The organism is Pleionea sediminis, from assembly GCF_007570825.1.
GTDB lineage: Bacteria > Pseudomonadota > Gammaproteobacteria > Enterobacterales > Kangiellaceae > Pleionea > Pleionea sediminis.
Window position 1 is genome coordinate 350,883 of sequence record NZ_SUNB01000003.1, and the last position, 13,172, is coordinate 364,054.

The 13,172-nt window shown below is 37.8% G+C and carries 23 protein-coding genes; all 23 read right to left on the bottom strand.

Going from position 1 to position 13,172, the window contains the following annotated elements; all coding sequences use genetic code 11:
- Positions 1-53 precede the first annotated feature (53 nt).
- The 23 genes from bla to FAX86_RS15565 all read right to left on the bottom strand — a co-directional run bounded on the left by bla (position 54) and on the right by FAX86_RS15565 (position 13,023).
- Entirely contained in the window at positions 54-1,010 is a 957-nt protein-coding gene (gene bla, locus FAX86_RS15460) for a subclass B3 metallo-beta-lactamase (protein ID WP_205859225.1), read from the bottom strand.
- A gap of 36 nt (positions 1,011-1,046) precedes the next feature.
- On the bottom strand, positions 1,047-1,481 hold the full coding sequence (locus FAX86_RS15465) for a PaaI family thioesterase (RefSeq protein ID WP_144394364.1): 435 nt from the start codon (positions 1,479-1,481) through the stop codon (positions 1,047-1,049).
- A 38-nt stretch (positions 1,482-1,519) separates the two neighbouring features.
- Positions 1,520-1,978, bottom strand: coding sequence for a GNAT family N-acetyltransferase (locus FAX86_RS15470; RefSeq protein ID WP_144394365.1), 459 nt, complete (start codon positions 1,976-1,978; stop codon positions 1,520-1,522).
- 517 nt (positions 1,979-2,495) lie between these two features.
- Positions 2,496-3,230, bottom strand: coding sequence for a hypothetical protein (locus FAX86_RS15475; protein WP_144394366.1), 735 nt, complete (start codon positions 3,228-3,230; stop codon positions 2,496-2,498).
- A 221-nt stretch (positions 3,231-3,451) separates the two neighbouring features.
- Positions 3,452-3,751, bottom strand: a complete 300-nt coding sequence (locus FAX86_RS15480; protein WP_144394367.1) for a hypothetical protein — start codon at positions 3,749-3,751, stop codon at positions 3,452-3,454.
- Positions 3,752-3,889: 138 nt separating this feature from the next.
- A complete protein-coding gene (locus FAX86_RS15485) occupies positions 3,890-4,405 on the bottom strand; it encodes a GNAT family N-acetyltransferase (protein WP_144394368.1) in 516 nt (171 codons plus the stop codon).
- Positions 4,406-4,561: 156 nt separating this feature from the next.
- A complete protein-coding gene (locus FAX86_RS15490) occupies positions 4,562-4,969 on the bottom strand; it encodes a DUF1761 domain-containing protein (RefSeq protein WP_205859226.1) in 408 nt (135 codons plus the stop codon).
- Between the two features lie 132 nt (positions 4,970-5,101).
- Positions 5,102-5,317: a hypothetical protein gene (locus tag FAX86_RS22240; RefSeq protein WP_164503613.1), complete on the bottom strand. Its 216-nt coding sequence runs from the start codon at positions 5,315-5,317 to the stop codon at positions 5,102-5,104.
- Between the two features lie 325 nt (positions 5,318-5,642).
- The gene (locus tag FAX86_RS15495; RefSeq protein WP_144394369.1) at positions 5,643-6,101 is read right to left on the bottom strand and encodes a hypothetical protein; all 459 of its coding nucleotides are present in this window, start codon (positions 6,099-6,101) and stop codon (positions 5,643-5,645) included.
- Between the two features lie 276 nt (positions 6,102-6,377).
- Positions 6,378-6,605 (bottom strand): amphi-Trp domain-containing protein, encoded by a 228-nt coding sequence (locus FAX86_RS15500; RefSeq protein ID WP_144394370.1) that lies wholly within the window; start codon positions 6,603-6,605, stop codon positions 6,378-6,380.
- 69 nt (positions 6,606-6,674) lie between these two features.
- Positions 6,675-6,929, bottom strand: coding sequence for a trypsin-like serine protease (locus tag FAX86_RS15505; RefSeq protein WP_144394371.1), 255 nt, complete (start codon positions 6,927-6,929; stop codon positions 6,675-6,677).
- An 86-nt stretch (positions 6,930-7,015) separates the two neighbouring features.
- A complete protein-coding gene (locus tag FAX86_RS15510) occupies positions 7,016-7,372 on the bottom strand; it encodes a hypothetical protein (RefSeq protein ID WP_144394372.1) in 357 nt (118 codons plus the stop codon).
- A 68-nt stretch (positions 7,373-7,440) separates the two neighbouring features.
- The gene (locus FAX86_RS15515) at positions 7,441-7,908 is read right to left on the bottom strand and encodes an ankyrin repeat domain-containing protein (protein WP_144394373.1); all 468 of its coding nucleotides are present in this window, start codon (positions 7,906-7,908) and stop codon (positions 7,441-7,443) included.
- A 221-nt stretch (positions 7,909-8,129) separates the two neighbouring features.
- Positions 8,130-8,546 carry a hypothetical protein gene (locus FAX86_RS15520; protein ID WP_144394374.1) on the bottom strand — a complete coding sequence of 139 codons (417 nt, stop codon included), beginning with the start codon at positions 8,544-8,546 and terminating at the stop codon, positions 8,130-8,132.
- Positions 8,547-8,690: 144 nt separating this feature from the next.
- Positions 8,691-8,906 (bottom strand): GDCCVxC domain-containing (seleno)protein, encoded by a 216-nt coding sequence (locus FAX86_RS22785; RefSeq protein WP_144394375.1) that lies wholly within the window; start codon positions 8,904-8,906, stop codon positions 8,691-8,693.
- A gap of 91 nt (positions 8,907-8,997) precedes the next feature.
- Entirely contained in the window at positions 8,998-9,414 is a 417-nt protein-coding gene (locus tag FAX86_RS15530; protein WP_144394376.1) for a hypothetical protein, read from the bottom strand.
- 211 nt (positions 9,415-9,625) lie between these two features.
- Complete coding sequence (locus FAX86_RS15535) at positions 9,626-9,841, bottom strand: hypothetical protein (protein WP_144394377.1); 216 nt, start codon at positions 9,839-9,841, stop codon at positions 9,626-9,628.
- A 26-nt stretch (positions 9,842-9,867) separates the two neighbouring features.
- Complete coding sequence (locus FAX86_RS15540; protein ID WP_144394378.1) at positions 9,868-10,287, bottom strand: hypothetical protein; 420 nt, start codon at positions 10,285-10,287, stop codon at positions 9,868-9,870.
- A gap of 59 nt (positions 10,288-10,346) precedes the next feature.
- The gene (locus tag FAX86_RS15545) at positions 10,347-10,622 is read right to left on the bottom strand and encodes a hypothetical protein (RefSeq protein WP_144394379.1); all 276 of its coding nucleotides are present in this window, start codon (positions 10,620-10,622) and stop codon (positions 10,347-10,349) included.
- 489 nt (positions 10,623-11,111) lie between these two features.
- Complete coding sequence (locus FAX86_RS15550; protein ID WP_144394380.1) at positions 11,112-11,480, bottom strand: hypothetical protein; 369 nt, start codon at positions 11,478-11,480, stop codon at positions 11,112-11,114.
- A 60-nt stretch (positions 11,481-11,540) separates the two neighbouring features.
- Positions 11,541-12,014, bottom strand: a complete 474-nt coding sequence (locus tag FAX86_RS15555; RefSeq protein ID WP_144394381.1) for a tetratricopeptide repeat protein — start codon at positions 12,012-12,014, stop codon at positions 11,541-11,543.
- A 20-nt stretch (positions 12,015-12,034) separates the two neighbouring features.
- Positions 12,035-12,454 carry a hypothetical protein gene (locus FAX86_RS15560; protein WP_144394382.1) on the bottom strand — a complete coding sequence of 140 codons (420 nt, stop codon included), beginning with the start codon at positions 12,452-12,454 and terminating at the stop codon, positions 12,035-12,037.
- Between the two features lie 47 nt (positions 12,455-12,501).
- Positions 12,502-13,023: a YrhB domain-containing protein gene (locus tag FAX86_RS15565; protein ID WP_144394383.1), complete on the bottom strand. Its 522-nt coding sequence runs from the start codon at positions 13,021-13,023 to the stop codon at positions 12,502-12,504.
- Between the last annotated feature and the right edge of the window lie 149 nt (positions 13,024-13,172).

Sequence of the window (13,172 nt, forward strand, 5' to 3'; positions counted from 1 at the left end):
TACGTCACTCAATACCAATAATACTTGAGATTGTTGTCAGAAGCTCCGTTGACTCATTGAGTCAGTAATTTTATCTCTTTAGCCAGTCGCTGACTCAAACGCTGTTTGATTTTGTTGGCGTACATACGACAACCTTGTGGATTTATAAGACCATTTGTACCAGAGAGACGTTTGCGCATATCACTGGCTGAAGGATGTGGCGTAACCAAAATGTCACAATTCAACTCCGCCAACTGATTTAATCCCTCTTGATAAGCGTTTACATAATCGGGATGATCACTAAAGTGATAAGTATCATGACTAATGGGTGACAAGCTATCCGCATAAACAATGTAAACACATTGTTTATTTTCACAAGATTGCCACTGCCAAGTTAACGCTCCGGGAGTATGCCCGGGAGTTGCCAACGGAGTTAACGATAAGTCATCTAAAACAACTTTTTTGCCATTCATTACAATACCATCAACTCTTGATGCAGGAAAAGGATTATGCATGCCGGCTTGTGGATCAATATCAATAGCAACACCGGTACGCAAGACAAGAGCCGCTTGAGAAGAAGCTAACAGTTTTGCACCACTCAAGCTTTGTAAATCAGCAAGACCTGCCACGTGATCAAAGTGCTCATGACTGTGGAGCAGAATTTTAACATCGTTAATCGAAAAACCGAGGGCTTTGATATTCTTAGCAACAAGCTTGGCTCCAGCCTCAGTGCCACCATCGATAAGAATATGGCCACTTTTACCGGTTATTAAAATGGAAGCAATACCGCAGGTTCCCACATAATAACTATTCCCATAAATTTTGAATGGAGGGCCCATTTTGTCCCAGTCATCCCAATCCTTACAGGTAACAGCCCAGTCTTTCTCTGAGTGCTTCTCAACCTCTAGATTATTAATATTCATACACCCGATCAGATTAACCAAGCATAGTGAACCAACCAGTAAATATAAAACTCGAAAAGCTTTCACCAATAACATCGGCCCCTGCTCTACATGTGTCTTTTTAGGCATGCCACACGTCTTCTCTAATCTGTATGCCAAAAATGATTAACCGCGGCGTATCATGCAAGTTGCCGTCGCATGTGCGTACAACACGCCTTCACTATCCCGGATAAATCCCTCTGAAACACCGATAGATTTCGAAACATGTAACACTTTACCTTCTACCGAAAGCAAAGCATCTTTCGGAATGGCTTTTAGCATCTTTACATTCAAATCGACGGTCGCATAACCATCGCCAGGAGCAAGTTCAGTATGAACAGAACAACCAGTAACAGAATCTAAAACCGTCGCCGCGAAGCCGCCATGAACACCGCCCATAGGATTTGTATGACGTTCGTCGGCTTTCACTTCAAAAGTCACAATCCCTCGTTCTGCAGCCATCATTTTCATTGGAATCGTTTCAGACATACTCGGATGAGGAATTTTTCCATCAATAATTGCCTGAATGATTTCTAAACCGGAGAGTTCTTTTAAATTCATCGTTAATCTTCTTGTATAAAAAGTAATGGAGTCGCCACTTACAGCTCTAAAACCATAGGATAATAAACAATACCGCCTTTTATCTGGCGACCACCTTCATGCGTAAAGCCAAAACTTTCATAAACTGGAATCGCCATCGTAGACGATTTAACCCAATATTTTCCACCATTGCCCATCTTCTCACATATACCTTGAGCTTTCATCCAAAGTTGTCGAGACACTCCCTGACCTCTCGAATTCGGAAGAACGAATAAATGATACACATAGTTGTAGGAGTAAATGGTAATTATTCCGACGATCATATGTTTTTCGATACAGCATAATGTTAAATAATCATTACTATTTATCCGCTCTTCAATTGCAGAAAGTTTATTGGGCCCCATAAAACTCAGTTGACCTTGCTTGTCAAAATCCGGATTGCTGTCTGGCTGAACCGCCGTTAAGATTAATGCTCGTATTTCTTTTGCGTCTTCGATAGTTGCTTTTCTAATGTTCATTATACTTTCATATAAAAGATGTGAGTGCAGGTACTTTAATGATCATAACTGTTCGTTTATTAGCTTGAAAAATCATTAATATAAATTTCATTACATTATTCGAAATTTCAAGCTTTTTCTATAAATAACAAAACCTGTCATCAGATAAAACACACTTCCCAAACCTATCAACAATGTCATACTCAGCGACAGGCTTTCAAAAATTAGCACTGAACATACCTGAATAGCGAATAGTCCAAAGTACACACTAACTCCATACTTAATACCTTTGTGTCTAGCCATTTTATAATTTTAGCACGAAAGAAGAAATACTACCTTGACACGCGGGACATAAAACTTTGTGTTCGAGTGAAACCATCGGTATTTCAGGTAAAATCATATCTTATGCATCCTAACTCTACTGAAGCTTTTGCTTTCAGAGCAATTATGTAAATTTAACCCATTATAGAAACCCAACAATTTTTTCGAAAGCTACCGAATAGATTATGTATTAATCACTCAATATAAAACAATTCTTCTATAAACTCTCTTCAGGAAAAGCTGGCTCAAATTCCCCACCTAATCCGATATATTGAGTATCCTTAATTAATTGACTCAAATATTTAACATACCCTGATAGCTCAGGATCATCTATTTTATTAACTTCCAAATTAAATTTTTGAATGTACTCATCGCTTTTCTCGACTCCATCAAAATGTCTGGAATAATTGGCAGCCAAATACAAATACTCTATTTTCTTATCTTGTGATAGGTCTTGCTTTAAAAACTCTTGAATTTGATCATAAGCGGCTTTTCTGTATTTTCTCGATTTGTCTAAATCCCCAAACTCCTGATGCCATCTTGCATAAACTCGGGTTAGCGAGTTTCTATACTCCGGTGTGAAAGACCTGAGTGCATTGATAGACTCAAGCATTTCGACCATTTGCCGCGTCGATGGATGTTTTAACCTATTCACGCTCAAATACTGTTTGACCTTTTCAATCTCTACTTCACTCAAATTTTCAAAATCTGACATAAACGATAGATAACCTGAGCTTTCACAAAACCATATTCCTTGAGCATCGGTATATGGCCAGAATACCTGATCATATTTTGAAGGCCATTGGTATATATACCCACCATAACTTAACGGTTCCATGACATTGCATGTTTTTCCTTTGACAATGGGGTCATCAACCGTTGACTCAGCCCAACTCGTTGCAAACCCTAAGTGACTGAATACTAAAAAACAAAGTATTAATAAAAGCCTCAATTTTCACTCCTTAAAATACTGATAAACAACAAAAACTAACTAAATTTCATAATAGCTTTCTTAAGAAAGGTAGACATCGTTTCTCAAAAGAAAAGAATCCCAACGCACCTAATCTATTTAACGTTCAAAACTCTGAAAAGTATCTACGATTAAACAACATGCAAAAATCACAACAAATTCTGACGACTTTTCAGAAGCCAATCAAAAACACCAAAATGCCTTTAACCACCCGCATAACTAATGAATTTATTAACTAACGTAATAACCATAAAAGTAGCTCCCATCAGCAATAGTAGAGTAGGAACGCCTAAAATAATTCGAACAAACCTCGACCGATTTTTGAAAAACTCCGAACCAAGCACAGCTCCACCAAGCCACTCAAGAAAGAACCATGCTGGCAACCCCAAAATGATAAGAGCACTCCAACTAAGTATTGTACGAGGAATAGATGGGTAAAAGTGCATGATTAAAAATGCCACTATAAATACCACAACAGCGACATAACCGATTATTTTACGCATAACTCTCTTTATAATTTACTATCGTAACCCGTGTTTAACAACGCAATGCTTTTCAAAGCATCTTATCTAATCGGCAGTGACCTAATTTGGCAGGCTCTTAATGCCAACATCTAGTGTTTTCCATCATTCCATATTACTTTACTCGCTTGGCTCTCGAAGCGAATATTCATAGAAAACTACGCCTTCCTCACTAGCAACTTGTTCTACAAAGCCTAACTTCTTTAGCAAACTTACGGAGGCCATGTTCGATGACTCGACGCCAGCTATGAGTTTTACCCATGCTTCCTCTTCGGTAACTTCATCTATGAAACCACGCAGTAACTCACTTGCTAAACCTCTACCCCAGTACTTTTCAGAAAGCAGGTAACCAATATGAGCATCACGACCATTTTCCACATAGGCGAACAAGAAACCAACCAGTTCACCATTCGCTAACTTCACCAGAAACAATCGACTTTTCGACAACATTCGGTCGAGCCAGACTTCGGCCGCTTCTTGTGAATTAATACTATGAAAATAAGGAGGAAGACTCTCAACAACTGATGAAGATAAAATTAACGGTATTTGTTTTAGCAAGTACTCTCTCTCAGAATTAGAGAGGCTTCCATTAATTTCAATAATTTTCAGCCGAGGAGTTTCAAATAACAATGCCACTTAGCCAACACATTTTGATAAAGTCATATCTCTAATACCTTGTTTCAGGTTTTATAGCGCAATCACTTATAAAGAACGAGCCCGCGTCTGCCGACTTCTAGTACTCCATATACGATCTCAACTCCTAAGAGTCTGGAATAAACACGATCCTTATATTTAGTGCCAAACGCCTAAAATGGCTCCCATAATAGTGAACCCAACGGTATGATAACCAGCATTAATTGCGAATAGCTTAAACGACCTTTGTTCAAATAGATCATTTATTCCAAAGCACATAGCAACCCATCCAAAACCCGCCAAAAATCCATAGAAGGCTCCTGTTTCTAGTGTACTGGAGCTACCAAGAAACATTGCTAAATTAAACGCAATGACCAAGCTCGCAATAAAGGCAAGCCCAAAAACTCTAGCCATATTTTTACTCTTCGCGCTTTCCTCCGTGATACCTGTTTCTTTCATCCATGCCTTTCCAAACACTAGAGGTGAATACCACAAACCTCCAAGAGCAAAACTTGATAACGCTGAAACGCCAATCGCATAAAAATTTAATGTTGAAATATCCATCATCGCCCTCTTTAACTTAATATCGATTTCTTCAATTGAAGTATACTAACCTAGGTCTTAATTAAAACTCTCTTTTGAAACCTAACAATGCAATGATCGGATCGGTCATGTGTTCCGGCCAGGTAGATTAACGACCTACATTCTATTTTTATTTGATTTATACGTTAGCCATATTGCCACAATAAATAACGATGTTTTAAAACTACCATAGAATACTATACGAACAAAGTGTGACCATGACGCTATACCAGAAACTCCCATACCCTCTTGGAACTCTGGCTTATTGACTGGCCAAAGAAGCTCTTGAAATTGATAATAAACCACAGGCGTACCAACTAAAACTATTAGCACAATTAATAACTTAAATTTATCTTTTGGCAGTAAACATGCTGTAATCAAAAGAGAATAGGCTAAGCCTAGAATGACTGTATAGACATGTAAGGCCGACTCATTACGAAATGATTAGCGGCTCGAGAATATGTACAAATAAAAATTCACCACCTAATATCGTGCAGATACCAATTAGAATTCCGCGAACTGTGTCCATAAATCCCCTGCTTATCACCACCCGCTTCAATAAATAACTAAAAGACCCTTCTCGAGCATTTAACGAATAGTGTGAGTTAGTGTAGAACCTATAGAAAAAGCAATTAGCAGCAACTATTTGCTAATTATCCTACTGACTTTTCTTTTTTAACTTTTTTACTAGTTTCACACCCTGTTCCTTAGTAATTGGAAAAGTACCATGACACTGGGGCGCATAAAAATCACTCCCTATTTTATCGGCAAAAACGATATAAGTACCACCTTCTTCAAAATAGAAATCTTTGCTGCTTCCTCCACCAATAGAAACTATATTGTAGGAAAGATCACCTTTTAAACTAATAAGCACTTTAATTTGTTCACTACGCCGATTTGATGTGCTTTTGATAAGCTTACCTAGGAATATATACTCCGAAAACTCATATCGTTCCAAAATTCGATCTTCATAGGAAAGGGAAACATAGTGTTTCCACGGCTCGGAGGCATAACATTGCCCCGCAACCAGTTTACTCCCAAATAAGACAGTCGCCATTAAAAGAAAGAGTTTAACAAATTTAATATCTAAATTGATTGGCGTCTTGTGACTGGCCATTAGGATAGCTCCCTTAAATATGGAAATGAGCTCCGAAACAACACAATAAAAAGAAGGTTTGTAACATACGCTGATGGTCTAGAAGTTTTTTCTGATGCAACATCAGTTATACCATTGTAATGGTAAACTCAACTGTATTTTCTGGGGTCATCGCTAATAAAAAAATTGTTAAAGCAATACTCCTAGATACAACATTTTTCTATAAGCCGAACGCTGCCTAGGCCATCTAGAGGACTCGCAGCATTCAGCCAAACCACAAATGGAATGGAACCTAAGTCACTTTACATTAGACCATTTTATTTGAAATTCAATTTCCTCTTCATCACCATTTCGCTCGTGCTCTATGTTGTACACAGCACGAACTGGAACGTAAATTCTCTCACCAGCGATTTGAATTTCAAACTTTTCTCCTTGTTCCAAAGCATCAGCTAACCTTCTTAACTTAGCAATAAACTCAGAAGTTGAATATTCTTTTTCAATGTCTCTTTCTTCTTTAGTACTCATAATCTTACTCCTATTTTTTTAGCTTTCTGTTTGAATATATCGTATTCATTCACTTAACTTGAGATTAATTTATTTTTTTAAGTTGTCAATTATTGATTGTACGGGATTTGCAAAACCAATAATTTTTCCATTTCCAAGCTCTCCTCCAGCCAAGTTTATTCCTATTAACTCATATTGCTGATTAATCACAGGAGCGCCACTTGTGGCTCTTAAATTAACATCCGCATTGTCGAATATATAAACAATCTGCTCATTTGTAACCTTACCCACCGTAGCAGAATGCATGTATTCGTTTGAGTTTACAACTCTCGCATAGAGAGTCACTCGATCGCCCACTTTAGGTAGTGTTTTTGATAGAGCAATAGGAGTTGAGCTAACTCTCTCATTAATTGGAGATATAAAGATGTCATTTACTGTGTTGTATCAGATATGGGTTTCGCATTAAGTATCGATATAAACTCAGTACTATTAATAACTTTGTAGCCGTTAAAAATTGGTGTGAACTTTACGGACTTGAAGATACTATCTAAATCTTTTCCAGTATAATCTTTATCAAGCCCTCCAGCTGTACCTATGAGGTGTTGTGCCGTAATAGCATAATACCTAGATTCGAATTTAATTATAAAAGCTGTGCCAGCCTGAGCTATTCCTTTAGTTGTTTCAAATGTAGGTGTATATAGCACAGGCGCTTTCCCATCGCCTTCAGCGGTAGCATCAACAAAAAACATTAATGACACGGCTAATGCATAAGATATTAACAGCTTCATTCTTTTTCCCTTTTCATTTTTTCATAATACTTAACATATGCCGACAATGTCGACCATCGTTAAAGCTTTTAAAATTTAAGAACATTATAAAACTCAGTACGTCCTTTTGCCTGGGCATGCAGAAGAGGAGTATGACCAGCATTATTTAGAATGCGCTTATTACACCCAACTTCAATGAGCTTTTTTGCCACATCGGGATTACGACTAGTTACAGACAAATGTAATGCAGTGCAGCCATTCTTGTCTTGAGCATTTAGATCGATACCAGCATTTGCCAATAGCTGTATACAATCTATTGCTCCGCTCACAGCGGTTAAATGCAATGCAGTCCAATCATCAGTGCCCCTAATACATAATTTCGAGCCACTTTCGAGTATTAGACTCACTATATTTGGCTGATTATTCGCACATGCTCGGTGCAAGGGGACGAAACCGTATTCATCAGGCTCGTTTATATCGTAGCCATTATCAATCGCAATTTTAATAGCATTGATATTGCCGTTAATAATGGGGTTAGTGAATTCTTGGTAGTCCATAGATTCCTTTAAAGTTTAACATCTGACTAAACGGGCCAAGGAAGCGAAGAAAGACTTGTAGTATAGGAGCAAGTACCATAAATTTGACTTAGCAGAGTGAGGCCGACTTGAGCCATTTATTATGATTTTTTCCTATTGTTTAATAGAATGCCTATGACCAACATAAAAATATGTAGCACTTAGAATGTTTGCTTGCGTCATTTCCAATAAAAAGTCATGTATTAACCGTCTCCTTCATGAACAATCGATAAAGAACGAGTGAGCAAATAGAGCCAACAATAATGCCGATAACAATCATTAATAACCAAAGCCCCAGAACTGCACCGCTTATTCCTCCTAATACCATACCAAAACCTAACCAATATCGTTTTAACTTTGTTTTTTTTGAATACTAAAAACTCCATTATTAAGGTTGAGATTACTGATTGCACTCCAACATAAATATAGGCAAATCCAATTACTTCGATTAAAGCTCTTACAGCTAAAAAATGGCCATGCATCTGAACACTCGAATTAGATGGTACGGAGCCTGCTCCTGAGTTCAGTTCAACCCATGTAAAAAATAAAAGTGCTCCAAGAATAGGTGGTAGATTTAGACCTACTAAGAAACGATAAACTCTATATTTAATACTTTGCATAACGCATGGCACTGCAGTTGGTTGCAGCCACTTGTTATTACGTTACAGCTGCAATATTATATTTGTTAAGGCTTAAGACCGATTTTTCCCTTCAAATAATCCTACCAGTAAACAAAAAAATTTAAAGAACTGTTATCTGCGCTTTTAACTACAGCAGCCAATACCCTTCTGTATTGGTGGACATTTTACTGTACCAAACGAACAAAAAACGCAACAATCACCTTTGTTTGGTTTAAGTAGTTTGTTGCAGGATTCACATTCATAAAAATACATGCAGGCGTCAGTAGGCATTATTTCTCTCTTACTATGACCACAATTAGGACAAGTAATAATCGATTCTAAAATTACATCTTCTGTCATTGTTTTTCCCCTGCCTACGTATTACGCTTACCTCACCTGAATGAGTTCCAAAGACTAGAGAAGACTTTTGCGTCATTTTTTCAATGCTTTGTTAAACATGTATGCCAACTAACAGGCTATATATAGACATAAAACCAGTGAAACAAATGGTGCCAATCCCCAACCAAGCAATATTGCTAAACGATTCACTCATACGTCTTGCGATATCAATACCTTCAAGCTCTAGTTTAGTTGAAGTTCTCTTGCAAAACCAAATGCTCGGTATAGGAAGTATCAAACTAATAGCAATAAATATTAGCGTAGAGTTATCAAAAATATTTAAGACAGAAGTTTGCAAGGCAAGATAATGTAGTATAACACTCGTTGGATATAGCAATGATAGTATTTTAGTAACAATTACCTTTTCACTAAGATTAAACTTTTTTATAGCACTTTTGTGGCTGCCTAAACTATAAGGCATTTTAAAACTTAAAAAGAATATAAATATAATAATAGGTAGAGTTAACATATTAATTCCGATAGTTTAACGCATCAAGCAGAATTACGCTTTTCGCATATGCTGCCTTGACTGGTTATGTTCATTTACACCAAACATTAATGATGTCCCGCGTATAAACTGTTTCAGGTTCATCTTCATCGACATGTAACATGCCATTGTCTTGAAGGATTTCTTGCTCAATAAGTATCGACACAATCTCATCTGTTTTATCTGAATATGACTAAGCGTCGTCGCGACAGCCTGTTTTGAACGGCCAATCATCCTGTGTGTCAGAGACAAATTGAATTTGATCTCCCCGATTGTTTAGAAGATACCAAGTGACAACTGCAGATTGCGCGGCATTACCAGCAAGCTCTCTCATTTTACTTCCGTTTAGATGAGAGAAACAGACCATTTCTTTTTTTGTTTCATTGACGAGAATGTATTCTACGCCCATATCTATTCCTTAAACATAACAATTCGCTAAGAAGCGCTGCTGTTGTCGGCGTCCTTCTTCAGCGCCTGGTTATGAGCTTTACAAATTAAAGGCGGAGTCGAAGGTACAGGAATTCTCACATCGATATAAGTTGGAACGAATTCCATAACAATTACCTCATCATAGACACCATCAAAATCATGATCTCTCAGAACATAATTTCCACCATCTGCTAATTGTGGATAGCCCCAAAGCTCTTGATCGATAGTTCCATCACTATTCGTATCTAATACCTGAATTAAAAGTCTATTACCTTTGCCATACACATTCGCATCGCCGGACTCTGCTTTCCCAAAAAACGTATATTGCATCGCACAGTAATCATTCTCGGACGATAACCAAAACCATCCCAATAAAAAACTAGCAATTGCTAAAACTAATATTGATGTTTTTTTCATAGTACTCATAACATCTCAAACAACAGCTCATCTGCTGCTTTGCCTTGTTATAACTTTCATACATTAATTTAAGTCACCAGTAAAATAATTGCGCAAACTAATAGCATATTAACTAGTCGGCAAACCCATAATTTTCTGTGAAGATAGCCCCCTACTTCAACAGAACTGGGCAACAATATCAGCATGGCTACTTTAAAAATCACAACTAGATTCCACGACATCATAGTCCAGTCAGGCTCTCCGAGCTTCTTAAACAAGTTCGGACGTTCTAACTTTATAGCTCGAAATAGAACTTCATCCGCAACAAGACTTCCAACAAAAGCAGCGACAAGTAATAAAATCATATTTAGAAGTTATAACGCACAAAGCAGCGGCCAAGTTGTGCGAGGTCCAGTCCCGCCGGGACGTTGCTGCCTTTGTTGGTTATGCGTTTTCTCAGTAATACTTTAAGGCTCAATTCTAGGCTCTTGGTACAGATACACGAGCATCTACATAGTATCTGTCAGACCCTCAGATATTTCAAATTGTGATTGTAGCTTAAGTTTATTTTAGGCATAAAAAAAGCACCTGCTAATGAGGTGCTTTTTAGAAATAGTGGCGGAGGGATAGGGATTCGAACCCTAGATGGGCTATTAACCCTTGCCGGTTTTCAAGTCTTATACATCCTTTTATGACCTATATAAATCAATAACTTACGTGCTTAATTTATCGATAAAACCGGGTGAAACGGTGTGAAATGGACTCATATAGGTTTAACTCGGGCACAAAAACAGCCACAGGCTCGACGCATTAAGAAACAGTTCGAGTTTACTCGACCCGACCTTAGGTCCTTGCTACTTAGATTTGTTAATTATTTTACTCTCAGATTGAACTGCTCCATCGATTGTAAAGTATATTTTTTCAATCTTATATTTCTTGAACTCAGGGAATTGAAACTTGAAATTCACTTCTGAACGGCATTTGCACGCTGCGATTGCACCAGATGGCGACACCTCATTTATCGCCAATGTTAAAGAATGGTAGCCGACAAGAAGCTTAGGGTTGGCTGCTTTCATGGCACAGTTAAAAGCGGTGGATAATTTAGCAACTACTTCGTCGCCGTTTGCATACACAGAAGATGTAGAACTGAAATCCATTGTAGAGTCAGTGCAATTTGATTGAGACATTTCTAAACCAAAAATATCTTCATCATTCTCCGCCAAAGCCACTCCCGTAAATAAAAGGAAAAGAAATGTAAACTTTTTCATGTGTATAATTTTAAACTAATTAGCAAGAAGTCTTTTTGCTTGAACGTTTCCATTTCTAGCAGAGCGTTTTAGCCATTGTTTAGCTTTCACTAAATTCTTTTCTATTCCTTGTCCTTTTTCATACATTACATATAAAACAAGTTGAGCATGGTCGTGCCCGAGATTAGCAGCCTTCTGATAATACTCAAATGCTTTGGCATAATCCTGCTCGATATAGAGTCCTAAATAATACATCTCTGCGATCAACGTAAGAGAGCTATTATGCCCTTTTTCAGCAGATTTTTTACACCATTCGTAAGCGATTTCATAATCCTTTTGGGCGCCATCTTCACCATATAAATGCCTATAGCATAACGCATGCATCGCATTTTTATTACCCAATTCAGCTAAAGGCCAAATATTAGATAAAGGCATATTTAGGATTTCTCTTTCACCAGGAGAGCTTGCGCATCCAGTCAAAATTAATAGCAATAGAATATATCTATTCATTAATAATCTCGTATAATTTATCAATCAGTTTTACTCTTTATTCGAAAGCCGGCGTGACTTGTTATCCCCCAATGTTTATTTCGAAATCGTAACACAATAAAACAAATACTAAAATTGAGAGCAAGTATAATTACTAGCTCTTGAGTTCCTGGATTTACATTCGTAGCAGGATAGGCCAACAAACTCGAAATAACAGGTAACACCAACAAAACACCGTAACTTATCAACACTGCAACAATAGAAGCAGAAAGTATATTCGAAATTGACAACTTTTCTTTAAATTCTTTGAGAGATGATACTGCCATTGCTGAAAACGCGACAACAAACAAATTCATTGATGCAAAAGGATCTCCCATCATTCTCTGAAGTAGGAAATGAAGTAACATGCCAAATAGATAAAACATGACAAAAAAAGCTAAAAGTTTCAGAGTTCTTTTCAAATATTTCTCTCTTAGAATTAACGCCCAGCGTCAGCTGCACCCATTTGTTAGCACTGGTTTGACCAAAGATGTTTTGAATTAAAACCACATGCATTGAGTTCTCGCACCAATTCTTTTGCTACCTTTTCGCACTCACACTCTAAAATCTGGGGTTCTCCCGAAATAACAGCCTCAACTATTTTCTTGGCACTCGAAAGACCGCAACCTAACTTGTCCCGTACTGCCTTTATGGCGGTGACAGCAATTGCTCCTTCCACCCACTCTTCAACTTTAACCCTATTGCTCAAAGAAGCAAATGGATCTCCACACTGCTCGAAGATGTGAACATAATGTTCGGTTGAATTCGCTGATCCCGTTTCAAAAACCTTGCCCGTATCTTTCTCGACTAAAACCGGACCATGGCCAACCAACATTTGCAAATCGTCCTTTGTCTTTATGTATTCGTTGCCCTGGTAATAGACTGCGAAACATTTTCCATATTCCTCCGTAATCTCGGGCATCACCGAACAAGATTGCTCATGCAAACCTAACTCTTCCTCAACTATTTTATTCGCATCTTCTTTATTCATGATTACTCGAGGTGCTAACGTTATAGCTGTGGGACGCAAGCCGCATCGAAGCGAAGCGTTCCAACGAGCGCCTTGTTAGGTTGATTTACTTTTTTGTTCAGCGACATAATGTTCTGCAACCTCTAATAATGTTTTTGGGGCCTCTGATA

Coding starts and splice junctions, on each gene's coding strand:
- FAX86_RS15510 (WP_144394372.1), bottom strand. CDS start 7,372: ATGAAGCTGTTAATATCTTATGCATTAGCCGTGTCATTAATGTTTTTT.
- FAX86_RS15500 (WP_144394370.1), bottom strand. CDS start 6,605: ATGAGTACTAAAGAAGAAAGAGACATTGAAAAAGAATATTCAACTTCT.
- FAX86_RS15555 (WP_144394381.1), bottom strand. CDS start 12,014: ATGAATAGATATATTCTATTGCTATTAATTTTGACTGGATGCGCAAGC.
- FAX86_RS15515 (WP_144394373.1), bottom strand. CDS start 7,908: ATGGACTACCAAGAATTCACTAACCCCATTATTAACGGCAATATCAAT.
- bla (WP_205859225.1), bottom strand. CDS start 1,010: ATGCCTAAAAAGACACATGTAGAGCAGGGGCCGATGTTATTGGTGAAA.
- FAX86_RS15540 (WP_144394378.1), bottom strand. CDS start 10,287: ATGAGTACTATGAAAAAAACATCAATATTAGTTTTAGCAATTGCTAGT.
- FAX86_RS15465 (WP_144394364.1), bottom strand. CDS start 1,481: ATGAATTTAAAAGAACTCTCCGGTTTAGAAATCATTCAGGCAATTATT.
- FAX86_RS15470 (WP_144394365.1), bottom strand. CDS start 1,978: ATGAACATTAGAAAAGCAACTATCGAAGACGCAAAAGAAATACGAGCA.
- FAX86_RS15495 (WP_144394369.1), bottom strand. CDS start 6,101: ATGGCCAGTCACAAGACGCCAATCAATTTAGATATTAAATTTGTTAAA.
- FAX86_RS15545 (WP_144394379.1), bottom strand. CDS start 10,622: ATGATTTTATTACTTGTCGCTGCTTTTGTTGGAAGTCTTGTTGCGGAT.
- FAX86_RS15490 (WP_205859226.1), bottom strand. CDS start 4,969: ATGATGGATATTTCAACATTAAATTTTTATGCGATTGGCGTTTCAGCG.
- FAX86_RS22785 (WP_144394375.1), bottom strand. CDS start 8,906: ATGACAGAAGATGTAATTTTAGAATCGATTATTACTTGTCCTAATTGT.
- FAX86_RS15530 (WP_144394376.1), bottom strand. CDS start 9,414: ATGTTAACTCTACCTATTATTATATTTATATTCTTTTTAAGTTTTAAA.
- FAX86_RS15520 (WP_144394374.1), bottom strand. CDS start 8,546: ATGCAAAGTATTAAATATAGAGTTTATCGTTTCTTAGTAGGTCTAAAT.
- FAX86_RS15565 (WP_144394383.1), bottom strand. CDS start 13,023: ATGAATAAAGAAGATGCGAATAAAATAGTTGAGGAAGAGTTAGGTTTG.
- FAX86_RS15480 (WP_144394367.1), bottom strand. CDS start 3,751: ATGCGTAAAATAATCGGTTATGTCGCTGTTGTGGTATTTATAGTGGCA.
- FAX86_RS15535 (WP_144394377.1), bottom strand. CDS start 9,841: ATGGGCGTAGAATACATTCTCGTCAATGAAACAAAAAAAGAAATGGTC.